At 54.9% G+C, this 26,170-nt stretch carries 16 protein-coding genes and 1 tRNA gene; 4 read left to right on the forward strand and 13 right to left on the reverse strand.

The window, feature by feature from the left end:
• Nucleotides 1-57: 57 nt before the first annotated feature.
• Entirely contained in the window at nt 58-351 is a 294-nt protein-coding gene (locus SH573x_RS05700) for a DUF167 domain-containing protein (protein ID WP_479353367.1), read from the forward strand.
• On the opposite strand, the gene proB is transcribed toward SH573x_RS05700, so the two are convergent.
• Nucleotides 335-1,480 carry a glutamate 5-kinase gene (proB, locus tag SH573x_RS05705; protein ID WP_479353368.1) on the reverse strand — a complete coding sequence of 382 codons (1,146 nt, stop codon included), beginning with the start codon at nt 1,478-1,480 and terminating at the stop codon, nt 335-337. The genes SH573x_RS05700 and proB overlap by 17 nt on opposite strands.
• Before the next feature lie 263 nt (nt 1,481-1,743).
• Here proB and SH573x_RS05710 point away from each other — a divergent pair, with 263 nt between their 5' ends.
• Nucleotides 1,744-3,348, forward strand: coding sequence for an amidophosphoribosyltransferase (locus SH573x_RS05710; protein ID WP_479353369.1), 1,605 nt, complete (start codon nt 1,744-1,746; stop codon nt 3,346-3,348).
• A gap of 118 nt (nt 3,349-3,466) precedes the next feature.
• Here SH573x_RS05710 and SH573x_RS05715 read toward each other — a convergent pair whose 3' ends face one another.
• The 3 genes from SH573x_RS05715 to SH573x_RS05725 all read right to left on the reverse strand — a co-directional run bounded on the left by SH573x_RS05715 (nt 3,467) and on the right by SH573x_RS05725 (nt 11,384).
• On the reverse strand, nt 3,467-7,672 hold the full coding sequence (locus SH573x_RS05715; RefSeq protein ID WP_479353370.1) for a beta strand repeat-containing protein: 4,206 nt from the start codon (nt 7,670-7,672) through the stop codon (nt 3,467-3,469).
• 125 nt (nt 7,673-7,797) lie between these two features.
• Nucleotides 7,798-9,147, reverse strand: coding sequence for a BBP7 family outer membrane beta-barrel protein (locus SH573x_RS05720; protein WP_479353371.1), 1,350 nt, complete (start codon nt 9,145-9,147; stop codon nt 7,798-7,800).
• A gap of 1,007 nt (nt 9,148-10,154) precedes the next feature.
• A complete protein-coding gene (locus SH573x_RS05725; protein ID WP_479351024.1) occupies nt 10,155-11,384 on the reverse strand; it encodes an IS4 family transposase in 1,230 nt (409 codons plus the stop codon).
• A gap of 459 nt (nt 11,385-11,843) precedes the next feature.
• Here SH573x_RS05725 and SH573x_RS05730 point away from each other — a divergent pair, with 459 nt between their 5' ends.
• On the forward strand, nt 11,844-12,842 hold the full coding sequence (locus SH573x_RS05730) for an IS110 family RNA-guided transposase (protein WP_479353372.1): 999 nt from the start codon (nt 11,844-11,846) through the stop codon (nt 12,840-12,842).
• A gap of 319 nt (nt 12,843-13,161) precedes the next feature.
• Here the strand turns inward: SH573x_RS05730 and SH573x_RS05735 are convergent, their stop codons facing one another.
• The 6 genes from SH573x_RS05735 to SH573x_RS05760 all read right to left on the reverse strand — a co-directional run bounded on the left by SH573x_RS05735 (nt 13,162) and on the right by SH573x_RS05760 (nt 20,094).
• Nucleotides 13,162-14,079: a malate dehydrogenase gene (locus SH573x_RS05735; protein ID WP_479353373.1), complete on the reverse strand. Its 918-nt coding sequence runs from the start codon at nt 14,077-14,079 to the stop codon at nt 13,162-13,164.
• Nucleotides 14,080-14,112: 33 nt separating this feature from the next.
• The gene (locus tag SH573x_RS05740) at nt 14,113-15,063 is read right to left on the reverse strand and encodes an HTTM domain-containing protein (RefSeq protein ID WP_479353374.1); all 951 of its coding nucleotides are present in this window, start codon (nt 15,061-15,063) and stop codon (nt 14,113-14,115) included.
• The gene (locus SH573x_RS05745; RefSeq protein WP_479353375.1) at nt 15,060-15,812 is read right to left on the reverse strand and encodes a hypothetical protein; all 753 of its coding nucleotides are present in this window, start codon (nt 15,810-15,812) and stop codon (nt 15,060-15,062) included. Before SH573x_RS05745 ends, SH573x_RS05740 begins: the two co-directional genes overlap by 4 nt.
• Nucleotides 15,813-15,933: 121 nt before the next feature.
• On the reverse strand, nt 15,934-16,959 hold the full coding sequence (locus SH573x_RS05750) for a S1C family serine protease (protein ID WP_479353376.1): 1,026 nt from the start codon (nt 16,957-16,959) through the stop codon (nt 15,934-15,936).
• A 20-nt stretch (nt 16,960-16,979) separates the two neighbouring features.
• Nucleotides 16,980-18,845 (reverse strand): S1C family serine protease, encoded by a 1,866-nt coding sequence (locus SH573x_RS05755; protein WP_479353377.1) that lies wholly within the window; start codon nt 18,843-18,845, stop codon nt 16,980-16,982.
• Between the two features lie 28 nt (nt 18,846-18,873).
• Nucleotides 18,874-20,094 (reverse strand): NPCBM/NEW2 domain-containing protein, encoded by a 1,221-nt coding sequence (locus SH573x_RS05760; RefSeq protein ID WP_479353378.1) that lies wholly within the window; start codon nt 20,092-20,094, stop codon nt 18,874-18,876.
• Nucleotides 20,095-20,246: 152 nt separating this feature from the next.
• On the opposite strand from SH573x_RS05760, the gene SH573x_RS05765 reads away from it, so the two are divergent.
• Nucleotides 20,247-20,335, forward strand: a tRNA-Ser gene (locus SH573x_RS05765).
• Nucleotides 20,336-20,517: 182 nt separating this feature from the next.
• Here SH573x_RS05765 and SH573x_RS05770 read toward each other — a convergent pair.
• The 3 genes from SH573x_RS05770 to SH573x_RS05780 are packed head-to-tail and all read right to left on the reverse strand — an operon-like array spanning nt 20,518 to nt 26,060.
• Nucleotides 20,518-24,279, reverse strand: coding sequence for a WD40 repeat domain-containing serine/threonine protein kinase (locus SH573x_RS05770; RefSeq protein ID WP_479353379.1), 3,762 nt, complete (start codon nt 24,277-24,279; stop codon nt 20,518-20,520).
• Nucleotides 24,280-24,301: 22 nt separating this feature from the next.
• A complete protein-coding gene (locus tag SH573x_RS05775) occupies nt 24,302-25,021 on the reverse strand; it encodes a double zinc ribbon domain-containing protein (RefSeq protein WP_479353380.1) in 720 nt (239 codons plus the stop codon).
• 4 nt (nt 25,022-25,025) lie between these two features.
• Entirely contained in the window at nt 25,026-26,060 is a 1,035-nt protein-coding gene (locus SH573x_RS05780; RefSeq protein ID WP_479353381.1) for a PIN/TRAM domain-containing protein, read from the reverse strand.
• Nucleotides 26,061-26,170 lie beyond the last annotated feature (110 nt).

Below are 26,170 nucleotides of genomic sequence, written 5' to 3' on the forward strand. Positions count from 1 at the left end.
CGGAAAATGATGGTTGTTTATGAATGGGGCGCTGGTTAGTTTTTAGAGCCAAAGATTATGTTAGAAATTTCAGTCTGTGCCCAGGGCTCGATTCTATCTGTTCGTGCCAGTCCCGGTGCCAAACGCGATGCAGTGGCCGGTGAGCATGCTGGATCGCTAAAAGTCGCCGTGACCGCCCCGCCGGATAAAGGCAAAGCCAACGAAGCCATTGTGGCAGTGTTGGCTGACAAACTTGGGCTGGCCAAATCAGCTATCGCCCTGGTTAGTGGTCAAACGTCACGTCAAAAGAAATTTCGTATCAGCGGTTTAACGCCCGACGAAGTTCGCCAACGGCTTATGCCGACACCGTAATGGCCATGTTGTCGCGATGCACTACCTCTTCGTAGGGACATTGTCCCAAGATCTCGGCGATGCGCGGCGAACGGCACCCGCGGATCTGACGAACTTCGGCCGCGCTGTAATTGATCAGGCCGCGGGCGATCTCGCGTCCATCGGGGCCAATCACGGAGACGATGTCACCCTTTTCAAACTTGCCGCTCACATCGCGAATACCGATGGCCAGCAGGCTGCGACCTTCGTTGATGATCGCTTTGACAGCGCCGACGTCGACATGCACTTCGCCCGTGCACTGGGCGGAGAAACCGATCCAACGTTTGCGGGGTGCCATATTCCGCGATTGAGGCAGAAACAAACTGCCCAGTTGTTCTCCGGCCAGCAATCGGGTCAACACGTTATCGTCGCGACCGCAGGCGATAATCACTGGCGACCCGCTGCCAGTGACAAACTGGGCGGCGCGCAGTTTACTGCCCATACCGCCTTTGCTCAGACCGGTGCGTTTGTCACGCACCAGTTCAAATGTCGAATCATCGATTTGGGTAACCGTGCGCAGTATTTCAGCCGTTGGATCAGCTGGGTCGCGATCGTATAGACCTTGTACGTCGCTGAGAATAACCAGGAGCGGTCGTGGTAACAAACCTGCCACCATCGCGGCCAATCGATCATTATCGCCAAAGGTGGTCATCAGTTCATCGACCGCTACGGTATCGTTTTCGTTGATGACTGGAATAACACCGAAGCGCAACAGCGTCATCAATGTATTGCGGACATTCAAATAGCGGGTGCGATTATCCAAGTCATCTGCGGTCAACAGTATTTGGGCCGCGTGTCGATTGTGCTGCGTGAAGAAGTGTTCGTAGGTTTGAATCAGGTGGGCCTGACCTACAGCAGCGACGGCTTGTAGTTCCGCCAGATCGGTGGGCCGCGAAGGTAATCCGAGTTTGCCCATGCCGGAGGCGACTGCGCCGCTGCTGACCAGCACAACTTGTTTGCCGGCGTCGGACAACGCGGCCAGCTGCGCAGCTAAACGGCCTAAATGTAGCCGGTCGAGCCGGCCGTCGGGCCCGGTCAAGACACGTGAACCCACTTTGACGACCCACACATCCGTGCCCGCCATCAGCGGCAACCGATCAATTCCATTCATAATTGCACGAGTAGGATAAATGGGGTTTTGGGAGTTAGGAACCCAATAGCGGTCAGGCTATGTAGGAAATTTAAGGCTGCTCCAGACGGTTAGAAAAAATAGTATCAGATGTAAACCGGAAACTTGCTAGTAGTCTACGGTTTGCCGCTTCTGCTGGCCTAGGGTAAACTGAACGCTGCTCAGGGCGAGTCAGGACCCGGTGTCTTTCGCTGCGCATTTTCTGGGCCAGGCTAACGCTGCTTTTGAAGGAGCGATTCTCCACGATGAGCGAACTAAACCACGAATGTGGTGTCGCGGCGATCTATCATCTCCCAGGTACGCAGTTGAGCCCTCTGGCTCCTGAGGAGGGGGCACATGAGACTTCTCGACTCTTGCCTCGCATGTTGCAAGACATTCAGAATCGCGGCCAATTGGCCGCCGGGATGACGACCTACAATCCCGATCGGCCACAACTGCTGTCGACCCTGAAGGATATCGGGACGGTAGCCGAAGTGTTTCGCCTCTCCCATCGCGGCAAGTGCGAATCGATCATGCGCGATTACGCCGGCATGGCCGCCATCGGACATGTGCGTTACGCGACATGCGGCAAAGATGACCGCAATTATGCGCAGCCTTTTGAGCGCGAGCATATTCACAAGCACAAGTGGTTCAGTTTCTGTTTCAATGGCCAGTTGGCCAACTACGCGCAGTTACGCGCCAAACTGTTGCACGAAGGCGAGCATCATTTGGCTCGCGATACCGATACCGAAATCATCATGCACGAGTTGGGACGCGAACTATCGACGGCCGGTTCGGCCAGTCGCCCGCTGCCCGAGATTTTCGCCAAGGTGGGGGCGCTGTTCGATGGCGCGTATAGTTTGGCGTTCTTGAACGCGCGGGGCGAAATGCTGGTGGCTCGCGATCCGCTGGGCATCAAACCGATGTGTTATGCGGTCGAGGGCCCGCTGTTTGGTGCGGCCAGCGAAAGTGTGGCCCTGCTGAATCTTGGCTTCTCGCCAGCCAATATTCACTCGTTGGCTCCAGGCCATTGTGCACTGGTCACTCCAGAAGAGGGCCTGCGCATTACGAAGTTTGCCGAAAGTCCACGTCGCGCGCATTGCTTCTTTGAGTGGATCTACTTTGCCAACGTGGCTAGCACACTGGACGATCGCAGCGTCTATCTGTCGCGAACGCGACTCGGCGAAGAGTTGGCTCGCATGGAGATCGCTGAAAACAAAGTAGTGCGCGATAAAGACACGATCGTCGTGCCCGTACCCGATACCAGTAAAGCGGCCGCCGATGCCATGGCTTTCGAACTGGGCATTCCCAGTCGCGAAGGTCTCATTCGCAATCGCTATAGCGGTCGAACATTTATCGAAGGTGGACGCGCGCGGCGCATGAAAGCGGCCAGTAAGTACACGCCGCTGCGCGAAGTGCTGGAAGGCAAACGCGTTTTTCTAGTTGAAGATTCGATCGTACGATCGACCACGATGAAAGTGCTGCTGGATCGCATTCGCGAACAAGGTGGAGCCAAAGAGATCCACGTGCGCGTGGCTTGCCCACCCATCGTGTCGCCCTGTTTCTATGGCATCGATATGTCGACGATCGATGAACTCTTTGCGCCCAAGTATTTGGAGGGTGGTCCACTGAGCGATGAAGCTCAGGATCGCATGGCCAAAGCGCTTGGCTGTGATTCGTTGCGTTATTTGCCGGTCAGCGCCATTGCTCGCGCCATCGATTTACCGCGTAGCGATTTATGCCAGGCGTGTATTACTGGTGAGTACCCAACCGAGCACGGTCAGGCACTCTACAACATCGCTCTGAAGAACATCGGTCAGGCCTCGCTGGCCGATTCTCGCACCTACGAACAAGCAGCTGTGCCCACCTAATCGGACAATTCTCCGTAGCCACCGCCGCCCAGGCGGTGGATCGCGCCACGCGAAGAGTCCACCGCTTGGCAGCGGTGGCCACCTAAAGTGAAACTTCAAACTTCGAACTTCAAACTTCCTAGTTCGTCGTGTTGGTCGTGCTGGACATGAAGAGGCGTTTGCTAAAGACGCGTTGTTCAGCGAAGTTGTTGCCGTCTGAGTTCGTGTTGGTCAGTGGGATAGCGTTGATTACATTGCTGCCGGTGGTGTTAGGCGCGGTTCCGCCGGTAGTACCAGCCGTTTCGCCACCATCTATGTAGCTGGCCGGTTGCGTTTGCGAAACCGAGTAGGTGCCAGGTGGTACATCGCTGAAGGTGTACAGGCCTGTGTCGTTGGAAGTTGCCGTGAGGTTCACGGCCGCTCCCGCGGTTGAAGTACCTGTCAAAGCGAACAGCACTCCACCGATGCCAGGTTCATTGGCATCGCGGACGCCGTTGCGATTGATGTCGATGTAGGCAAACCCGCTGAGCGCTCGATTGGTATTGACGGTGGTCGTATCGCTGCTGGTAGCAGCCGCGGCCTGGCCGCTAGCGGTGGCTGTAACTGGGTTGGTAATCACGGTACCGTTGGGAACGTCGTTGCGTACGGTGGCAGTCAGGGTAATCGTCGCCGTAGCGCCGCTGGCCAGCGACGCAATCGTGCCCGTCACCACGCCGTTGTTGTTGGTGAAGGTGCCAGCCGCACTGGTAGCAGAGACAAACGTCAACTGTGACGTCGGCAGCGTGTCTGTTACTAGAATGTTGGTTGCTGGTGATGGTCCAGCGTTGGTGACCACGATCGTATATACCAGGTTTTGGCCAACCGTCGCCGAGGTCGCATTGTCGGTCTTGTTGATTGTCAGGTTAAAGTTGGGATTGACGGTGATCGTCGCTGCAGAGGAGACACCGTTGGCATTGTCGGGGCCAGAAATCGTGGCTGTGTTAACGAGTGATCCGCTGGCCGTAGCCGCAGCCGTAACATTGAGCGTAATAGTCGCGTGATTGAGCGTTGATGAACCACCGGCCAATAGCGTACCCAGATTAGCTTCTAATCGGTTGGTGGTGCTATTGAAGGTAACACTGCCCGTTGTTCCTGTGCCGTTGACAGTAAAGGTGCCGTTGTTGAACGTCACGCCTGCAGGTAGCGGGTCGGAGAACAGGACGTTGGGTGCGTCGGCTGTACCGCTGTTGAAAGCAATCACGGTGTAAGTAAAGGCTGTGTTGGCAAGTACTGCAGCCGTCGGACCGGTCTTGGTGACGTTATAAGTTACTGCACGGGTCAGTGTGTTGGTGTCGGTGGCCGAGTTCGCACGAGTGCCTGTTTCTTGAGTGGCGGCGTTATCGGCAGTAACGGTGGCCGTGTTAACGATGCTCGTTCCAGTGGCGCTAGCTAGAGCTCGCACAGTGAGCGTAATGGTTCGAGTTTCACCAGAAGCCAGTGAGGCAATGGTCGCTGAATAGTTCTGACCAGTGGCCGATCCGATGCTAGTGCTGTTGCTGGTCGCACTGACAAATTGCAGACCTGTAGGCAAGACGTCAGTGATAACCACGTTGCTGGCGGCGCTGGGCCCAGCATTATTGACGGTAATGGTATAAGCGTACTGCTGGCCGGCGGCTACCGTGGTGAGAGTATCGTCTTTGGTGATCAACAAATCATACCGCGGCTCGACGGTCACTGCGGCAGTAGCGGTGTTGTTGTCGATCAAATCAGTGAATCCAACCAAGCGATCGACGGCAATGGTGGCGGAGTTGACAATGTTACTGGCTGGCGTAAAGGTTGGCGATACATCGACGATTACATTGACCGTGGCCGTCTGACCGTTGGTCAAGTTGCCGACATTCCAAATGAAGTCGCGAGTAGCGGTTACGTTGGAAACGATGCTAGCTGGATTGCCTGTAGTGGCCAGCGTAAATCCGACTGGCAAATTATCATCGACTTCGACACCGGTGACATCCAGTGGTCCATCATTGGTGACGGACAAGGTGTACGTCAATCTGCCACCGACGCCTACAGTACTGGCCCCGACGGTCTTGGCGATTCGCAGGTCAATATTGCGAACGATGTTGTTGGTATCGCTAGCAGTAATCGGCGCTGAGTCGTCGGAATCGGCTGTGGCAGTATTGACGATTGTCGTGCCGGCAATTGTAGCGGCTACGGCAACGTTCACTCCAACGGTCATAGTAGCGCCCACGGCCAGCGAGGCTACGCCCGCGCTGATTTGATCCAGACTACCCACTACGGTTCGCACTGGAGAACCTTGACTGGTGCCAGTAAAGCTGACAAAGGTATAACCCGCTGGCAATGTATCCACGAGCGTGACATTGTTGGCTGTCGACAAACCAGTGTTGGTTACAATCAGCGTGTAAGTGAACGTGTCGCCCGGGCTGACCGTCGTACGTGTGCCGTCGCTCTTGGTTATTTGTAATACGGCGTTACGTGTGATCGTGGTATCTGCGTCATCTTCGTTGTCGAGAGGCGTTTCTTCCAGACCATCGCTGGCGACAGTCACTACGTTATTAAGCGTACCGGCAACCAAAGCGGGATTGGTCGAAACAACTACGGTGTAGTTCTGAGTCGCCCCAGCGGCTAGTGAAGCGATCGTGGCGAGTAGTTCTCCTGCTGGATTGGCTTGCACTGTCCATTCGACTGATGAGGTGCTGCCGTTGGTGCCGTTGGGAATAAAGGTCGCGCCGTCTGGCAAGTTATCGGTGACTCGCACGTTGGTGGCTGCGATCGGTGAATTGTTCGTTACTGCAATCGTGTAGGTGACGTTACCGCCAGCATCGATGGTAGCGGTACCCGACTTGATCACTGACAAGTCGATACTTGGTGTAAATCCAAAGTCGAGTGTCAAGTTGGAATTGGTGTCAGTATCGGTATCGTTGGTCGGTTCTCCACCGGCAACCAGCGTGATGGCGCTGGTGGCCACTACGGTACCAACCAAGGCACCGTTGTCGTCGTTATCAATGTCATTGTCAGGGTCGGGAGAACCCGTAGCGGTGACCAGGCCAAACAGTGGAGCAGCTGCCAGAAACTGCGAAGCCGGTACAACGGCGATGTAATCGCCGGGAAACAAATCCTCAAACAGGTAGTTACCATTGGTATCGGTGGTTTGCGTACCGATTAGTGTGTCGGTACCACTATCGAACGAGCCGTTGCCATTGGTGTCGGCGTAGAGTTCTACGGAAACGTTGGCAATGCCTGGCTCACCTGCATCGCGGGTGCCATCGTTATCATTGTCGCGGAAGATTAAGTTACCGATCGACAGCGGATTGAGGTTGGCTGCGTTGGAGGTAATTAACGTGCGCCCAACAGATTCGATCAAGTCGAGCTGGCCGTCGGAAGCCGCAACATCGAACTCAACTTGCAATGCATTGATGTTGGTAAAGACGGCCCCAGTTCCGCCCCCAGTGACGAAATCAGTGAATCGAGCCACCGCAGTGGCACTGGCAGCACCCCCAGTATCTTCGATGGGGATGGTGATTTGCGAAAAATCAGCCGCCGACGAGTAAGCGCGAATGATCAAGTTTCCGCCCGCTTGGTCAGCTCCTAGGGCAAAACGAAAGGCCAAGATCGATCCGGCGTTGGTCAAGTCGAGTCCACCCAGGCCAGTGCCATCGACAACGTTGGCGTCGCTTTCTGCCAAACCATCATAGGTAATGATACGGGTACCGGTCCCGGTGGGACTGGTATTAAATTCCAGTATGCCTGGCGTACCGGCGTTGGAATTCAGGTCGATCGACGCGCCGGCAGTGAGATTAGCAAACATCTCTCGCTGGCCGCCCAGAGCTTCAGCTGCCGCGACCGCACTGTTGACAGGCGTGCCGATCACGTTGGCAATGACAGTTTGATTGGTTGTGAAGCTGTCGATGGTCGTGCCCGAGGAGCCAGCGGCTTGAGCTGGCGTAACTGTGACGGTCTTTACTGTTTCGCTTGGGCGCTGCAGCGTACCGGCCACGGCCGACTGCTGAACAAAGTAGGTACCGGCCAATAGATCGTTGAAGGTATACACACCGCTGGCGTTGGTCGTGGTTGTGCCGATCAGCGTGTCGTCGGCGCCACCGTTATCGAAGTTGGTATTGCCACCGTCGCGATAGAGACGCACGGTGACGTTGTTCAGCCGCGTATCGTCGGCGGTCAGTCCGTTATCGGTCAAGTCGGTATAGACTGTACCGGTGATGGTTGCCAGATCGCTGGCCATCAATTGACGACGCTCGAGTGCTTCGACTCGCAGCTTGCGGGCATTGACCGTGCGTTTGCGTGAGGATTGTAAACGGCCAAACAGTTTATCGAAGAAACTACCCATTGCGGCTTGCCCTTCCCTGAGCGGACACCAAAAAACGAGAGCTCGACCATTTCGGTAGTCGAATGGCCGAGCTCTGTATTGTTTTTGTTATGCTTGCAAACGCTGTTGCAACGTGTCGGTCGCAGTTACCAGCGCATCTCCGCACCTAAGCTCAGGCCATGTACCCAATAATCGGACGAAACGAACTGAAACTGCGGTCGTAATGCACCAGTAAATGGATCTGCTTGGGGCGGGAACAGGTTGGGATTAACGTCTAGGTCGACTTGATCGCCTGGACGGACCACATTGCCCCAGTAGATCAAGCTGTAACCGGCTGTCAGTCGCACGTTGCGAGTGAATTGATAGCCTAGGGTTGCGCCTAGCTCTGGGATCATGCTGAAGACATCCCGATCATGAGTGCCGATGTTGGATCGCTGTGTCAGGATGCCATTTTCGAACGGTGTGGTCAAATTATTTTGCGTAACTTGTGTATTGCCCCGAATGGTTACCGTTTGATGCGTGTTGCCGATGCCCACTCGCATGAGTCCATCGAGGCTCCACAGCCCGCGACGGCCTTGCCACATCATGCCAATTTCGGCGCCATTGAACTGATTGCGGGTATCGAAGTGGTCCAGAATATTGAAGCTGCCTGGGTCGTTGCCTGTAGTTGTCAAGCGTTCGCGAATGTCGAGCGATTCCTTGAGTTCGAAGTAGCGGTAGCCTAAAGTGCCATCGATGCGCGAGGAGGTCGGTACGCTCATGCAACCCAGGATGGCAGTGTCGCAGCTGGTCGAGCAGCACAGCGACTTGCGCAAGCGTGCCGCTGCGCCATTGAATTGAGTGGAAACATCCACGCCAACTGAACCGCTGAGGACGCCTGGGAACGAGACTAATTCGGCATCTGGCTGGCCAGTGACGATGTTAAAGAACGGTCGAGCCAGGACCGGTGAGCCGTTCGATAGCTGAAAAAAGCTCTCGGTGGCTTGACCCAAACCCACGTATTCGCCCTCTAGCCCAAGGCCTGGAAAGCGATCGAACCAGGTTCCAAAGCGGATGCGGCCGCCGTTGCGAATCCCATCTAGAACGTTGTCATTGCCACCGAAGAGAATTGGTGCGTTGGGCAAAACGCCGGCTGTGGTGCGGTCAAGGGCTGAGCCGGAGGTGACCAGCGGCGGCAGGTTCATACCGTTTTGCCACCACATCAAATATTCAGCATGGACCCAGCCGTGCGATGGCAAGCAGATGCAGAAGCGTCGAGGCGATTGGCAAGTGCTGCAGTAGCTATCGTGTGAGCAACTGTCGCAGTCGCCGCCGCAGTGGCCATTGCAGCTGTCGCAACTGGCCAGGGGCTCGCCTTCGACCATCATGTGGTCGTGGCCCATGTCAGGGACCGGCTCAGGTTGAACGATTTCGCCATCCTGTACCATCATGTCGGCGCTGGCTGGTCTGACATTGGAACGCCTGGGGCTGCCCAGTGGCTTCTCGGTACGTTCCATCAATCGCGAACCAGTGCGATTGCTCGTGCGGGAGCGCCCAGTCGGTTCTTGAGCCATTGCTGGCAAAAGACTGGTTGCTAGCACAACAAGGAGCGTCGCAAAAAGTGATTTCTGTCTTGTCACGAGTAGTTCGCCTTCCGTAGCGGACTGTAGCAAATTCCGACAGGCCCAAGCCGAGTACACCCCACCCACCGGGCCGTATAAAAGTCATCCCAAGTTCTCTACCCTGGGCGTCAGTCACTCTTTATCGGCGCAAATCGCCCGCAACTTTTGCTCTTATGGAAAATTTTGACCAATCAAAAAAGTCTACGCAGCCGTCAAACTCAGCTGCCGCGTAGGCGATCTCGCCAGAGATTGGAGGCGTAGAGCAGCTGTCCTCAGCAGCTCAGCACCCTCTAACCAAAGTCTCGTCCGACCAAGTTACCCCGCGGCCTGTCCCCCCGCTCGAATCTCTGGGCGCTCGGATCTCTGGGGACAGACCAGTTGTTTGAAGATGCCGACTTGCCGGGTGCGGCGCGGCTGGGGACAGCCGCTCTACGGACCCATGGTCTGTCCCCGGGCCCGGATCCGGGGACAGAGCACGGGCGACCCGTGGTTCGGCATGGTGTCTGTCCCCGTGTTTGGATCATGAATGTGATGCTAGCAAATGTACAGCCTGTCGCTGGGGAGGACAGACCTGTGGTCGGAGGATGCATGTTCAGCGGGTGCAGAGCGGCTGGGGACAGCCGCTCTACGGACCCGTGGTTCAGCATGGTGTCTGTCCCCGTGTTTGGATCTGAAGGCGATGCTAGCAAATGTACAGCCTGATGCTGGGGGGTCTGTCCCAATACCGTTCGGCCCTCGAATTGCCTTGCTGTCGAGTGTGGAAATGCTAGCGTTTTTTCAGGGTGAATCGAATTGCTAGCGTTCACAGATAGAGTGTGCAGTTGTTGCGTTTTCTGGATCGGCGCGCACCGGTAGCCCAGTTGAGTGCTAGCATTAGAGACTAGTTGGCTTGGGCTTGGGACTTAGGGAGGTCGCTCCTTCAGGCGTTCGAGATGCCGCTCCACTTCCTCCAGACTGGCCCAGCCATTGATGTAGTGGCAAAGCATCTCGAAAGTGCGTTTGGTCGGAGTGCGTCCGGTGTAAATCAGGATCAACATGCAGGCTATCAACGCACAGTAGACCTGGATCTCAACGCCCTCTTGCTTGTGGCTCAGCAAGTGACGACAGCCCAACAACTGCTTGAGCATTCTAAAAAATAGCTCAATACTCCACCTGAGCATATATAAATAAGCGATCAACTCAGCCGGCAGATCAAGCATGTCGGTGACGATTCGTAGGACGCCATCGCTGCTGGGACCAGTGCTGGAGAAGTTTCTCCCCCGAGTTCGACCGCGACTGGTGTGAGGCGAACATCGCACGCAAATCATGCGAACCGGATGGTCGGGACGATTGTTCTCACTGGCCCCCACTTGAACGAGTTGATCACTCAACACGCCGGCTTGCCGGTCCTGTTCCGTTAGCGGGCGATCCTCAAGCACTTCAAACTGGATCTTGTCGCTAACGCGACAAACATAGTTACTGTCCTGAGCATGAATCCTGTTCCAAAGTTGGTACTTGGCATACCCTCGATCCATCATATAGCAGTGGTCAGGCGCAATAGTTCGTTCGAGAACTGCTGTTTCTGAGTCTCGGCCCTTGGGATTTGCCCCGGTTACATCTATACGCTTGGGCAGACCCCGCAGAACTTCGAAGTGGGTATGCAACCTGTAACCACAGCAAGACTCATTGATCCAAGCCAGTTCGGCCACTTGCATTAAGATCTTGACGACAGTGCCATCGACGGCCATTAGCGTCTTGCTTAACTGAGAAAGCCTCTCAGGCACTTTGGGCTCGGGCAGGAGCTTCGCTAGCTCATACATGATCTCCTTGACCGCCTCGGGGTCAAACACCCTGACCGACTCCGACAGCGAGCCCATAGAGGCTCGAGAGATGCCGAACTTCTTTTGGATCTTCTTGAGTTCGGTCACTTGCTGAAGGCCCCGCAGAGAGTCGACCGTAGGGGAGAAGAGCCACAGCAGGATCAGCATGCAGTACTGGTCCATGAACAATTTGCGCTGGCGGCCCTGATCACGCTTCGTTCCCACCTTATGCAAGCGTTCTAGAAATGGACGAAGCGCCTTTAAGTACCTCAATCCTTTGATGTCTTTAGACCTAATATGCTTGCCATTACCCTCAGAATCTGACGCAGACATCCTCCACCTCCGTCAAATGCTAGCAAGAATAACCCCAATCTCACCCAACAATGTCAGCATTTTACGCCCCGACGCCCCTCAGCAAGAAGAGTACCGAACGGTATTGGGACAGACCTGTGGTCGGAAGATGCCGACTTGCCGGGTGCGGAGCGGCTGGGGACAGCCGCTCTACGAACCCGCTGCAAACACTTCCACTTCGGTAACGAGCCCCCTCCCGGAGCCTAGCTTAACGCTGGCTCCGACCTAGTATATAGCGGCCAACTAAGATGTTCATGTTCGACGTCGTTGCAACGGTGTCGGACTCAGCTACCCAGACAGTTTATCGACCCCGAACGAATGTACACATTTGTAGCTCGTGGGGGAGCGAAGTCGGGCAGCTGATTGTTTTCTATCCGAACGGTCGCTGAGTGCTCTTCGCCAAGTGCGAGGAAGCCTGAATTTACTAGGTAGGAGTTTACAATGACAACATATGATCGCGTGATCGGCATTGATGTAGCTTCCAAGAAGCTAGACATTTCCGATTCCCAGGGCAAGCTGCCTTCAACGATTAGCAACACGGTCTCGTCCATTGGCAAGTTGATCGAGCGCATCCAAGAGCCTGAAAAGACACTTGTGGTTTGCGAGAGCAGCGGTGGTTATGAGAATATCATGGTTGACCTGCTACACGAGGCGAAGGTCAACGTGGCGGTGGTCAACCCGCGCAAGACTCACTACTACGCCAAGGCACACGGGTATCTAGAAAAGACGGATACCATTGATGCCAAAGTAATTCGGCATTTTGGTGAGCAGGTCAAAGTCCATTTGACCAAGCCGCTTACCGAGCGAGAGAAGAAGCTTCGGTCGCTTACGCGTCGTCGAGTACAGGTCATGACGATGATCAACCAAGAGAAGAATCGCTTGCGTTTTGAGGATGAGACGGTCAAGCAATTCGTTGAAGAGAGCTTGAAAATGCTGAAAAACCAGCTAAAAGCTCTGAACGAGCAGCTCAAGGAGCAAGGCAAGGAGATGAGCAAAGAGACACCTAACGTAAGGATCATCTCCAGCGCGCCAGGCGTGGGTCTCATCACGACAGTCACACTGTGTGCTGAACTTCCTGAACTTGGAAAAATCTCTCGTACGGAAATTGCCAAGCTTGTTGGTGTGGCTCCGATGGCCAACCAAACCGGTCAGAGCGATGGCAAGAGACGCATTCGCGGAGGTCGATCAACGGTGCGTCGTACACTATACATGGCGGCCTTAGTGGCAACCAAAAAGAATCCAGTGGTCGAGAAATTCTATTCGAGGTTATTAAGCCGAGGAAAACCGAAGAAGCTGGCGTTGATCGCGAGCATGCGAAAGCTGCTCCTGATCCTTCACGAGATGGTACGTACGCAAACGATGTGGGACCCCGAGAAGAAGGCACGTGACCAAGCTGTCGCCAGCCTGGCCACGGGCGCTACGTGCTCGGCGGGTCATTGACTCACCGGCGACTAAGTTATCCCTTACAAAGTTGCGTCCCCGCAGAGCTTTGCTATGTTTCACTTAGCACAGTTCATAGTAATGCTGCGCCTGTAGGAAATCAAACATTGAGTTACCGGCGCCATGCCTTGAAAAATCCCGGGGGTTTGGGGGCTGGCCCCCAAGATGCCCAAGCGAAGGGAAGAAATTTAAGATTCTTCCTTGACTACCAACTAGACGGTCGCTCCCCCAAGCAAAGCTTGGGAGAGGTGACATAAAGCCCTCCGTACAAATGACTTAAAAGCTGTACGATCTCAAAGGGACAGAGGGGACAGACGTTTTATAGGGTTGCGTCGGCGATTACGGCTTTGACCGATGCTGCGCACGAATGGAAGGCGGCGACTTCCGCTGCGCTGAAATGCGGGACCAAATGCCGCGCAACGCCTTGCCGACCCAATACGACCGGCACCGACAAACACACGTCTTCGACGCCCTGAAATCCTTGGATCAAGGTCGAAACCGGTAGCGTGCGATGACTGTCCAGCAAAATCGACTCGATGATCATTACGCTAGCTAAAGCAATCGCGTAGTTGGTGTAGCCTTTGATAGCAAACACTTCATGGCCACTGGTAACCGTGCGCTCAAAGAGCCGATTGATCACCGGGTCGTTATCCAAGCGCTCGCCGCCAGTGGCAGCGACGCTCATCGCCGGAAACTGTGTGTCCCCGTGCTCACCCAGCACGTAAGCGCGAATGTCGTCCGGATGGATGTGCATGTGCTGCGAGAGATAAGATCGAAAACGCGCACTATCGATGAGCGTGCCAGTACCAATGACTCTCTGCGCGGGCAATCCGGAGGCTCGCCACGCCAAGTAGGTCAAGGCATCCACCGGATTGGAGACCACCAAGAAGATGGCACTTGAACTCAGTTGAACCAACTCCGGCAGCACTTGTCTAATCAGGTGATGGTTCCCGCGCACCTGCGACTTACGGGCACTATCGGCGGCAATCGTTGAATCACGCGGAGCACTCATCGCCAATACGACCACATCGCTGTGAGCTGTTTGTGCCAGTTCGCCAGCGCTGATACGCATGGCGCGAGAACTAAAAGCGGCCGCATGTTGCAAGTCGGCCGCTTCCCCTTCGGCTTTGCGCCGAGTCCGATTGACCAATACCAAGTCCTGACACAGGCCTTTAGTAACCAGCGCAAAAGCGATCGCGGTCCCTACATGTCCAGTTCCAATTATCGAAACTTTCACGTGATTGGTCCTCGAGCATTCGCAGAGACATGACTATCGACTGAATGAACCGACACCCAGGCGTTTCAGCACTCCAGCGACGATCAAGTGTACGCGACGCGGCGACACAAACACAATATTGGCCACAATCATCATGCATCCAAAGGTTGGCATGCCCAGCGCAATCGCAATGCCGCCGTGGACCAGCACGGCCATCGCCAGCGTAAATGGCCGCGTTAGCCGAGGCCAAATGATCGCCGGATAAAATGTTTCCCAGAAGAGTGTCACATGTGTAAGCAAGGCGATCGTCAGAGGCGAGAAGCCCAACCAGGTTATATCAACCGACTGATATTCATAGTTGACCACCGACCACCACATGGCTGTCCCTTCCCACCACAGGTCGCCTCGCATCTTGCTCAGTCCGCCGAACAGATAAATGATGCACAAGTGCAGTTGCAACAGGCGCATAGCCACTGTGTTCGATACGTGACTAATCGGCTCCCTAGCCTCCGCGCGTCGGCGGAAAGCATCCAGGCTATAAACGTCTCCGCAACGACTGATCATCAAATACATCGACAGCATCATGACGACCTGGTCGAGCCCAAAGAGCGCGCCTGTTTGCCGATGGCAAACCATCAAGGTCATCGCCCACGCAAGTGGCGTAACTACTCGCGTCATGAACCCGATTGCCATCATGAAACTAACGCTCATGGCCACGACTTGATGCAAGCCAATTACCAGCGGACTACTAACGAACATCAAGTAACTGGCAATGTAGTCGAACTGATGTAGTTGTCGCGAAGTTTGCCTATCGATCCAAGCATCTGGACCAAAGAAGTCGCCGGCCATGCTCAGCCAGATACCATGTACATAAACGAGCATCAATCCGCAGCAAATGCGTATGATCGCTAGCGTGTGCGGCTGGGAAGGTGAAAACCAAAATCGATTCCAGCCATCAAGCGCTTCGGTAAACCAGTTGGAGGAGACAGGGCTGTCAGCGCTCACGGTTTGACCTCTTCGCTGGACTTGTTGGGGACAAGCGGAGAAGGCACGTTGGGCGAAATTGGAAGTGGTGATAGTCCAGGCATAGCGGCACTGCCCGGAGCGCGCGAGGTGCTTGAGGGGCCAACCGCCGATGCAGATGTTGGTGGTGGCAAGCCGTCGTCGGTGGGCACGTCGGGCAGCAGGATGTACAACTTCTCGTCGTCCAGCCGCATTTTGTTCTCGAATACTTCCACGGCGTTTGGCAAGCGATGTTCCATCAGTTGAATCTCGGCTCGTTGAGCAGCATAACGTTTGGCCAGGTGCTTTTCCATCGAACCACGCACCTGTTCAAAGAGTGCTCGCTCACGTCGCCAATCGATGATCGCCGGATCGTCACTGGGGCCAATGCCCGTCAGAGGCGGTGTATACAACTGATACAAAAACTCGGACAGCATAAAGTGCCGGTGATAAAGCAACCTGGGCCACTGCGCGCGATGATCGGGCAACCGCAAGTGTCGCTGCGAGCCATCGGCATCCAGCAACGTAATGTCCATCAAATGGCTAGGACCTGGATTGGGTGCGAAAAAGAAATATCCGTGATGCAAATAAGCGAAATCGATGTACGGGCCCAACGATCTCCGGACTAGTCCAGCATCGGGCGCGGCGGGCTGACGACCTTGCGTGAACATGCGCATCGGTTCGCCCAGCACTGCTAGCAGGTGCAGCGTCACCAGGATACTGATAATGACTCGCGTTTTGACGCTGGGCAAGTATAGAGCACCCGCGATGTTCGATTCTCTCGGCGTTATCTGTGCAGCCCTCTGCGTGATGAGCCTGAATACAAATCGGAAGTCTATTCACCAATCACACAGGCCGCAAGCCTATGCAGCATTATGGCTCGCGAATACTAATTTCGTGCAGCTGGTTTCCGCGTTGCACCAGCATCAGCAGCTCATCGCCACGATCGATCGTCTGCAATTCTTGTCGCAGGGCAGCTTGTGAAGTGATGCGCACTGAGTTGACATTTAGAATCAAGTCGTCGTTCTTCAAGCCCGCCCGCGCTGCCGCCGAACCTGGCTTGACAAAGTCGACATAGGCAGGCGTTTTGGCTAGTACATCGGGTACCATCACAATGCCCAACGCATTAAAGGTATGCGGTCGATCAACAGGCGGTTTGTCGCCATCCACTTTGGCAATCGATTTGCCCTCGAGGATGTTCGATACAGACTCCTTGACCTGACCGATCGGGATGGCGTAGTTCAGCCACACATTGGCGCGGGCATCTCGCAACTCTTTGCCCAAGATCCCCAGCAGACGCCCATTAAAGTCGGTCAAGGCTCCGCCCGCAGCCCCCGGGTTGTTGGTCATCGCATCCACCACGTAAATCGGTCCCTGGTATACAGACGCAAAGGTGCCGCGCCGCGCATCCAGTCGCGTGCGGGCCATGATGACGCCCTTCTGAACGCTGGCCATCTCTCGACCAGTGGCAATTCCAAACAGATTGCTCAAGGCCAGCACCCGCTGGCCCACGCTGGCTTCAGTCGTCTCGGCTAACGAGAAATACTCGCTGGTCGCTTTACCGGTATCCAACACCGCAATCTCCAGGTTGGGATCGATTCCAACCACGGTCGATTCCAAGCGGCGACCATCGCTGGTAATTGCGATTACCTTGTCCACATCCAGCACCGTGCTCCACACCGTCAGCACATGGCCGGCTTCGTCGATGAAGAAACCGCTTTGATACGTATCCAACCCGGCAATGCCTCCTGCACCGTACAGCTTGACCGTCTTCAGTTCGGCACTGACCGCAGCTTGATTGACCGAACCGATCGATGTGCGTGATTGTGCCCAGCCAACACGGCCTGAAACCAGTCCAATTAGAATGATGCACAAGCAGCATAAAGTTCGTTTGATCATTGGCTAAGCGTTCAACGAGGCTACTTGGTTATCGTTTCAATAGTCATTACAAACATCGGTTCAGTCCCGTACTGTAAGCGGGCGCGGGCGGGCCACTTCAAACCATCGACCTCGTGATACTGGTCGAGGTACAGCTCCACTGGATCATTGCCCGGTTCACCAAACACTTCAACGCAACTTATCTCGGTTGAACCCACGGGCACATAGAAGCGGACCATGGCATCGTACCAAGTGGTTTGCAAACAATCGCAGATCTGCATACCCGCTCCGCTCTTATCGAGCGTCGGATAAATCGGTGCAGTGCCCAAATAAATAGTCGATCCGATCTTGTCGGGGCCTTCTTGTAGCAGTTGTTGCCAGGCCCGCAGCGCCACCAGCATTCCATCTTCCTGATTCTTGTCAACAACGGCAGCCATCGCATCACTGATTGGCATTTCCACTGAACGGCGGCCGATGGCCAAGGTCGCTTTGTCCGCAGCCAGGTCTATTTCAACCGGCGTCGGTTCAGTGGCCAGTTTGCCAGCCAACTTCCATGCCACTTGGGTCTTGGCAAAGTCACCAAGAGTTTGCACACGCGTCCAGACCTGCTGGCGTTCTAAACGATTGAAATAGTAGTTGGCAAAGCCCGGACGCGGTTCGAGCATCGACTTGACGAGCTTGAAGTCTGGTCGACCTGGTGCCAATGCATCCTCTCCGTCGACTTGCGCGGCTTGCTCCGCCTCGCGATCCAGTTTGTCGCCTTCGTCGTGCGGGTGGTCCTTGTCTTCGGGTTGATCAGGTTGGTCACCGGGTCGTTTGGGTTTGGGTAGCTCGGATGATTCGCCCGCCACCAAACGACTCAGTTGTCCTTCGGTATGCACGCCCACCAATCGTACCAACTGCGTTTGCTCTTGGCCTTCGCGGCGGATGACCATCGGTACGCGCCAATCTTTCGGCAGTGTACCTAGGACGTTCTTGAAATCATTGGTGGTTTGGATGTTGCGACCAGCGAAACTGATAACTTCATCACCATAGCGCAAGCCGCGGCGATAGGCGTCACTATCGTTCAGGATATTGCTGATAAGGACTTTGCCTGACTCATCGGTGGCGACCGTTGCGCCCAAGGTGGCGTGATCAACCAAGCGACCGCTGCGCAGCATACCCAGAAAATTCTTGATCTGGTTGATGCTGATGGCATAACCGACACCTACATTCACTCGCCCACGTTTCTCGAACGAGCAACGGCCGTTGATGCCGATGACTTCGGCGTCCAAGTTGAACAGTGGTCCACCCGAATTGCCTGGATTAATGGCGGCATCGGTCTGAATGCAGTCGGAGTATTCGAGAATCGTATTGGCCGGGTATTGGTAGCGACCTACGCCGCTGACCACGCCCAAAGAAACCGTAGGTTGCAAGTTGGTGGCCAGTCCAAACGGATTGCCAGCCGCAAAGCACCATTGTCCCACGCGCACTTGCGAGCTATCGGCCATCGGCGAAGTTGGAAAGTTGTCATCGCCCAAGAGTTTGATCAGCGATACATCACCGGTCGCATCGATTCCGACAATCACCGCATCAACCATGCGACCATCGGCCAGCCCGACCCGCATGTGGTCGCCGCAGGCACTCGTGACGTGAAAGTTGGTCAGCGCATAACCATCGGGCGTAATAATCACTCCGCTGCCACCGCCGCCGCCGTCGAGTCCAAACACTGCAATCGTTGCTTCACTGGCCGAATGCATGCTGGCTTGGCGTGCACGCTGGGCTGCGAGTACCGATGAAGGTGGCTCAGTTGCGGACGCAGTTCGCGCTGATAGAGTGACGCCGATCATCAGCACAAAGGCGGTTACCCGTAACATGCATGGCGGCCGCAGAATGCTCGATCCATACCTGGTTTGATGGGTGGTCATTGGTTGAACAATTTCAAAGGTCATCCATTTACTTTACGAAACGCAGTTGACGCCAGTTAACAAGATCGCCGATGGGTTGTTTCGAATCAGCTTGCACAACTATTCGCAAGCGACGTCCGGCGTCAACTTCCAGTTCGACCTTGTAGGGCTCGTGGGGTTGATCCAGCGTCTTTTCCCAAAGTACCTTGTCTTCTTGAAATACTTGGACCTTGCAAGGAACAAACTGCGGGCCCTCGGGCGCCAGGACGACGCTGCCGTGCAAGCGTTTGAAATCATTGGGCACGCGATAGGTGATTGAGCCGGAGCCCATGAACTGAATGCCAGGTCCTGCGGCCAGTCCACGCGAGGTCTCAGCTACGCTGGGACGCGGGCCAAAGAGTTGCTCGGCTTCGGGCAGGGGCACTGCTAGCGACAGGCGTGGTTGCACTTTGCGTTCTAATGGCTCGATGTCGGCCAAGAAACGCATGCTGCCGAATGAGAAGTCAATCTCAGCCAGTGCCTGCAGTGGCATGGCGATCTTGGTACCGCCCACCAAGGTCAGTTCGGCTGCTTCGTCCGTCGTCCAGTTGACTGCCAAATTACTGACCATCCAACTCGAGCCCGAGTTATCGCGAACTACCGCCAGCAACTTGGACTTGGATGAACCCGCGGGTGAAAAAAATCTCCAGCCCGCCAACTTCGTGCGTTGCACATCGATATCTTGTCCATCGAACTGAAACTTTACTACCGCGTCGGTAATGCTGCTGATGACACCTTCGATCTTATCGAGAGCTTCAGCGGAGCGATTTAGTATCAGCACGTCGCTGGTGATACGCGACTCAACCATGGTCTCCCACTGGCGAGCCAGTTCGGAATTCAACGGTTGTTGCAGGCAGCTGGCAATCTGCCGGGCTGCAATAGACAGTGACCTACCATCGGCGAGTTCGAGCTGAACATTTTTTCCGTCGGAAGTAATTTGCCGACAATAAATTTGGGAACCGTCGTTCAGTTCCACCAACATCTTGGCCTTGGCCACCGGCTCGCTGGCGTCTGGCAGACGCACTCTTAGCAACTGGTCCAGGGGCAGGACTCGCGATTGCCCGGACAATTTTATCGTCAATCCGTCTCGGTCGAGTTTGACGACTTCAGCCGTGTAGGTGGGAAGTTTGGTTTCGACAATTTCGACCACGCTTTCTTGGCAGTAGCCGCCGCGGAGCATTGCTGTCCAATAAAACAGCCCCAAAGCCGTGATCTGTAAGTACTTGTGCATTGAGCCATTCCGTAGATGCAGTAGACGAACCACTTCTATCATAGCCGATCGGGCTACGCAGAGCAGCTCTCTGCGACGACGAATCCTTGTGTAGAAAATCCGAAAGCGAACTTGACGAGATGCAGTCTTGTCAGGAAACTGTGTGCATGACCGGAGAGGTGGCTGAGTGGTCGAAAGCACCGGTTTGCTAAATCGGCGAAGGGGTAACACCCTTCCGCAGGTTCGAATCCTGTCCTCTCCGCTAGAAAACCCTGGTTAACGCCAGGGTTTTTTATTTCCCGTAGCCGATCTCGCCAGAGATTGGACGCGTGGTAGGTTGTTCATCCAAAGTCTGGCGACTTCGGCTACGGAGTTTTGCTGTAGCCGATCTCGCCAGAGATTGGAAGCGTAGTTGGTAGTTCATCCAAAGTCTGGCGACTTCGGCTACGGGGTTAGGGTGGCTGAGAACAGGTCGATCTTGCCGCTCCAATTGGGCACGGCCAGGTGTCGGCCATCTGGACTGAAGTAAACGCCACAAGCGTAATCGGTAGGAGTCAGTGTCAGCATTTCCGTGCCCGACGTCGGCTCCCATATTCTGATTTTGTCGTTGCGAGCGCAGGAGACCAAGCGCTGGCCGTCGGCAGAAACGGATAATCCATGCACTAATTGCGTATGACCGCGCAGCACACGCAAGAGTTTGCCTGAAGGTAGTTCCCACACAAATATTTCACCCGATTTGTATTTGAGCGGGTTGAGCACATCGCCGGTTCCACCAGCTATCCACTGGCCCGCCGGGTCCATGGCCAGGCACAGAATGGGTTCCTGGGGATCGGACATGACCTGCAAGCACTCGCCCGTTTGGCTATCCCATATACGCACAGTCCGATCGGCACCGGCGGTGGCAATCTGGCGACCATCCGCGCTGTAAATCACGGAACTGATCGCGGCCGTGTGACCTTTCAGCACCAGGCGCTGCGTCATGTCGCGGGTGTCCCAGATGATGGCTTCGCCTGGCAACATCGAAAAAGCCAAAGAACCAGAGGCCGAGACCAATTCATGGCCATTTGGATGCCAGGCCAATGAAGTCAGCGCGCTGGAATGCCCCTCCAAGATTTGCGGCTGGTCGTTGTGCTCATCGAAGATGCGAACCTTGGCATCGCCACCGCCGACGGCCACGCGGTGACTGACTGGATCGAACTTGACGGCCGCACAACCACAGGGCAGTTGCAAGACTCGGGTACAACTTTGGTTGGCCATGTCCCAGAAGCGAACGCTACTGGCTGCCCCACCCATGAATAGGTTGCCGTCTCCGGTAGCCAACACTTTTCCATCGGATTGAAACCCAGCCGACAACACGCTGCGCGTGTGACCTTTGAGTGTATGGCTGTCAGCGCGATCGCTGGCGGGCCATTGCCGAATCGTGCCATCGCGGCTGGAAGAGATGACATTCTGATTCTGGTCAAAGCACAAGTTGGTGATGCGCTTGGTATGCCCTTGATGTGAGGCCAACGCTTCGCCGGTAGGTAGATGCACAACATGAATCACGTCGACCGTAGAGGTCATCGCTAACTGTTGATGGTCAGTTGAAAATCGAAGATTGACGATCAGATCATCCGCCGGCTTGAAAACATAACTCAGTTTTTTGTTGTCCATATTCCAAATACGGACTTGGCCATCGACCATACCCGCCGCCAGCAGTTTTTCATCATCGCTGAACGCCAAGCAGCTGACGCCCCACTCGACGAGTTCTTGTGTCTTGCCAAAGAGCGATACCACTGAAAGTGATCTGTCGATGTTCGTGGGGCGCGGCGGGGACGCTTCGAGAGTTTCAATTACTTGATGCGTATCGGCGTCAACGAGATAGATCAGTGAGTTACCACCACCGACAGCTAGAAACCTTCCGCTGGGAGCAAAAGCGAGAACTCGGCATTCTTCGCCGGGCATTTCAAAATCGGACGTTTCTGGTGGTGGTGACTGGCTGGTATCGAACAGCTTGATGGTTCCACGCTCGGTCAGAGATCTGGATCGCAGCAAGGCCACAGCTAATTGTTTGGTGGCTTCGCACACAACCATGTCCGACATGCGATATGCGTTGGGTGCTTTCCAAACAAAGGGTTTCTCTGATGGATCGCTGGTGCTGATGACGCTAAATTGCTCGCGAGTCGCTTGCAGAACGAACTGGGACTCGATCGTCTCGCCGAATATCAGTTGCTGACCTTCATTGAGAAAATTCAATTTGGCTCGTATATAGGGTTCAAATTTTCGTTCGAAGATTTTTTGGGCAGATTTGTAATCGTAAATCGTCACCTGGCCTTCCAGATTCGCGGAAGCCAACCATTGCTTTTGAGGCTGAAAGGCTATGGAAGTGACAGAGGCGGCTTCGGTTTGCCAGGCCTGAAGGCGATGTTCGCTCAGCCCGTTAAGAAAACCCCATTCCCAATTCCGCAGTTCACGCGGACAGTTTTGCAAGAAGTCATCCATACTGGCGATATTCAGACCAGCCCAAGCGTTAGCCGCTTGCGCAATGTTGGCGGAGTAGAGACTTTTGTTGGCTGCCAGCAGTGCATCGGCGGTTTTCTCTTTCTCGACCAGCGTTCGTTGCTGCTCTTGTTGGATCAGCACCTGCTGCGCACGCAAATCCTCAATACTTTGCCGCGCCTGGGCGATGTTGCGCCACGTCAACAAGGCTGCGACCCAGATCAACATGACCACCGCAGCGGCGGCCGCGGACCAGCCTGGATTTCGCAGGGACCAACGATAACTTTTTTCGAACCCAGATATGGGGCGCGCCTTGACCGGTTGGCCCGCCAGAAATCGCTCCAAGTCAGTAGCTAGTTCCAGCGCGGTTTCGTACCGCCGGCTGGGATCTTTATGCAGAGCTTTCAGGCAAATCGTATCGATGTCTTTGGGCAAGCTACGCACAAGCTGCCGCGGCGCGACCGGTTCGTCGCTGAGAACTTGATGCACCGTCTCTAAAATCGACGTGGCTTTGAATGGCGGGCGGCCTGTCAGCAGTTCATACAGAATTGCACCCAACGAATAGATATCAGATTGCCCAGTTACCGCCGAGGGACTGCGTGCTTGCTCTGGCGACATGTAGCTGGGCGTACCGACTACGCCGTCGATCGTTTGTCCCGCCTCCTCCGCAGTGCGCGCCAGTCCAAAGTCCGTTACCTTGGGAATGGCCTCGCGCAGAACTTGTTCTGAATCGGTGAGTTCTTGTTCTTGTGGCAGATACAACACCACGTTGGCGGGTTTGAGATCGCGATGAATGATGCCGCGTTCATGCGCATGGTGAATCGCCAGGCTGATCGCTCGACAAAGTTCGGCGGATTGTTTGGCCGGCAACGGTGTACCATTGAGATGCCTGGCCAGGCTCCCGCCAGCGCAATACTCGATCGACAAAAACATTTGATCTAAGTATTCACCGACTTCGTAGATCTGCACAATGTTGGGTTGGTTCAAACGTGCAATTGCGCGTCCTTCGGCCTCGAAACGCTGCCGCACTGCCGGTTCGCCCAGCACGCTTGATTTGATGACCTTCACCGCTACGTGGCGCTTAAGCTTTTCATGCCAGGCCAGAAACACGATGCCCATCCCACCGTGCCCCAAGATCTTGATCAAGCGATAACCGGGCAAGTTCGGAAAGACTGGCTGCTTGTCCGACGAAGTTTGCTCAGATGGCAATGCGCCGGCAACCGTGAGGCTACTGGCACTGGCGTCGGAACTGGCATCTGTATGGGCATTGGTATTGCCGTCTGGATTGTCATCCACTGTCCCGCGGATCGTGGCGACAGAAGAGTTCTCTGAGAGGTCCGGTGTGCAGTCCTCGATCAAACGATGGATCTCGAACTGGATCTTGATTTCGTTGGCCAGCTCTGGGAACCGCTGCATGTACTCTTGGTCAGCGATGATCAATCCCAGCTCTTCTCGGAGATGCAATTCGTTATAGATCAAGTCGAGAGCGGAGCTGGTATCGGCCTGGACGGCTGGATAATCGCGAAAGTACTGCTCAGCCAGAACATGTTGGCCGCTGCGCCATTGTCGATTTTGGTCAACACATAAGATCGAGACCAATTGACCGGTGGACAAGCCTGGATAACGGGAGAGAAAATCTTGGAGGCTAACATTCACGCCACTACGCCAAAGATTGCTTAATTCGGTAGCTGGCTGGTTATCGCCGGGAGGACTCGGGCCTTGCGACATGCAGTATTCCTATTTCAAATTTTCAACTTCGCGAACCAGTGCCCCTGGCGGCCACGGCAATGTTGACACTGGTTGCTCCGGCTTTCAACAGGCAGCGCGTGAGCTCAGCGGCGGTCGCACCGCTGGTCAGCACATCATCGACCAACAAGACTCGCCTCTGGGCAATGAACTGGCTGCGCCGAATTCGAAACGCTTGTTTAACGTTATCTGGTCGGTTGCTCCAGGCCAGCATACCTTGTTTCAATGTCCGGCGCCGACGCACGGCGGCCGTCAGTACCAGCGGCCGCTTGGAACGGGCAGCAATCGCGCCGGCTAGCGTTTCTGCGGCGGATGTTTTATGAGCCAGGCGGCGCGACCAATGATTGGGTACAGGCACAATCACATCGAACTGGAGTTGCTCACGCTCGAGCTTCTCTGCCAACAATTCTCCCGCGGCCATCGTTAGCGATTCGAAGACGGGACGTTTCATCAAGATGATGGCTTCGCGCAGTCGACCTCGGTAGGGGCCCAACGCCACGGCCCGTTCGAATCGCCACTTTTGATCACGGCAGCGAATGCAAGAGCTACGGTCCACTACCTCCGGCACGGGCATCGAACAGCGCTGGCAACAACTGATTTGGGTGGTGAAGACTGCTTGACACGCAACGCACAAACGCTGGTCATCGTCGACCGGTTCCTGACACCATGCGCATTCTGGAGGCAGGAGCAGATTGAGTGCCCACGTTAGTGGTTGAAGCAGCATGATCTCACGAATGCGTTCCAGAGCTATGGGAACGAATCGTGTCTTCGCACTTGGCAAACAGCATGCGACCGGCTTGAGTTTGCAACGTACTGGTTACGACCACTGGAAAGGTTTGACCGATGCGATCACGGCCACCTTCGACGACTACCATCGTGCCATCATCCAGATAACCAATGCCTTGTTCAGGCCCTTCGCCGGTCTTGACGATGCGCACATCAAAGCTCTCGCCAGGCAAAAACTGCGGCCGCAAGGCAGCGGCGATCTCGTTCAGATTAATGACCGGTACGTTATGAACTTTGGCGACCTTGTTCAAATTGAAATCGCCCGTCACCACCTTGCCTTCCAGGTGCTTGGCCAAGATCACCAGCTTCATATCCACCGTCTGTCCGGCAAACTCGGGCAGTTCGCGTTCGTAGATTTGAAAATCGATCTTCTTCAGCGTGCGGAGCTTGTTCAGAATGTCCAGTCCGCGACGTCCGCGAGCTCGCCGCAAACGATCGCTACTGTCGGCAATGCCTTGCAACTCCGAAAGCACAAAGGCGGGCATCACCACCTGACTGTCGATGATGTTGGTCTCAGCCAACTCCGCCAATCGCCCGTCAATGATCGAACTGGTGTCGAGCACCAAGGGACGAATGCCTTTCAAGTCGCGCGCAAATTCGACGTACGGTATGACAAAACGAAAATCATCTTTCGTCTGCAGTAGCAAACTCGTACAACCATAACACATCGTGGCCGCAATCATCAACTGAGCCGGTGGCCCCAGTGGACTCTGACCTACCAACGGCGAAATGGCGACCCACAGCATATGGGTAATTAGAAAACCTACTATCAAACCGAAGTATATCGCACTGACAACTTCAATACGTTTGCGAGGTGTAAAAATATCAATGGCAATCACGCCCAAAGCCAACAGAACCATACCCGAGATGATCAGATAAGGCAGCAAAGGCGAACCATTGATCTCCAATTGAAAAAAGTATGTCGCTGCGCCCGCAGCCACGCATATAAATAAAACACGCAATATCAACAGTGCCATCGATCGGCTTTCATGGATTAAACATCAATGGGGCACAGAAAGCTTCTCCGCTGAAGTTTCAGGTGGTGATCACGTGCCCATATCTTCTAGTTTACACGAATTTTCGAGGC

The sequence above is a fragment of the Rania fehmarnensis genome (genome assembly GCF_056494185.1).

Coding starts and splice junctions, on each gene's coding strand:
- SH573x_RS05725 (WP_479351024.1), bottom strand. CDS start 11,384: ATGTCTGCGTCAGATTCTGAGGGTAATGGCAAGCATATTAGGTCTAAA.
- SH573x_RS05780 (WP_479353381.1), bottom strand. CDS start 26,060: ATGGCACTGTTGATATTGCGTGTTTTATTTATATGCGTGGCTGCGGGC.
- proB (WP_479353368.1), bottom strand. CDS start 1,480: ATGAATGGAATTGATCGGTTGCCGCTGATGGCGGGCACGGATGTGTGG.
- SH573x_RS05775 (WP_479353380.1), bottom strand. CDS start 25,021: ATGCTGCTTCAACCACTAACGTGGGCACTCAATCTGCTCCTGCCTCCA.
- SH573x_RS05720 (WP_479353371.1), bottom strand. CDS start 9,147: ATGGAACGTACCGAGAAGCCACTGGGCAGCCCCAGGCGTTCCAATGTC.
- SH573x_RS05710 (WP_479353369.1), top strand. CDS start 1,744: ATGAGCGAACTAAACCACGAATGTGGTGTCGCGGCGATCTATCATCTC.
- SH573x_RS05715 (WP_479353370.1), bottom strand. CDS start 7,672: ATGGGTAGTTTCTTCGATAAACTGTTTGGCCGTTTACAATCCTCACGC.
- SH573x_RS05770 (WP_479353379.1), bottom strand. CDS start 24,279: ATGTCGCAAGGCCCGAGTCCTCCCGGCGATAACCAGCCAGCTACCGAA.
- SH573x_RS05750 (WP_479353376.1), bottom strand. CDS start 16,959: ATGATCAAACGAACTTTATGCTGCTTGTGCATCATTCTAATTGGACTG.
- SH573x_RS05700 (WP_479353367.1), top strand. CDS start 58: ATGTTAGAAATTTCAGTCTGTGCCCAGGGCTCGATTCTATCTGTTCGT.
- SH573x_RS05760 (WP_479353378.1), bottom strand. CDS start 20,094: ATGCACAAGTACTTACAGATCACGGCTTTGGGGCTGTTTTATTGGACA.
- SH573x_RS05730 (WP_479353372.1), top strand. CDS start 11,844: ATGACAACATATGATCGCGTGATCGGCATTGATGTAGCTTCCAAGAAG.
- SH573x_RS05755 (WP_479353377.1), bottom strand. CDS start 18,845: ATGACCACCCATCAAACCAGGTATGGATCGAGCATTCTGCGGCCGCCA.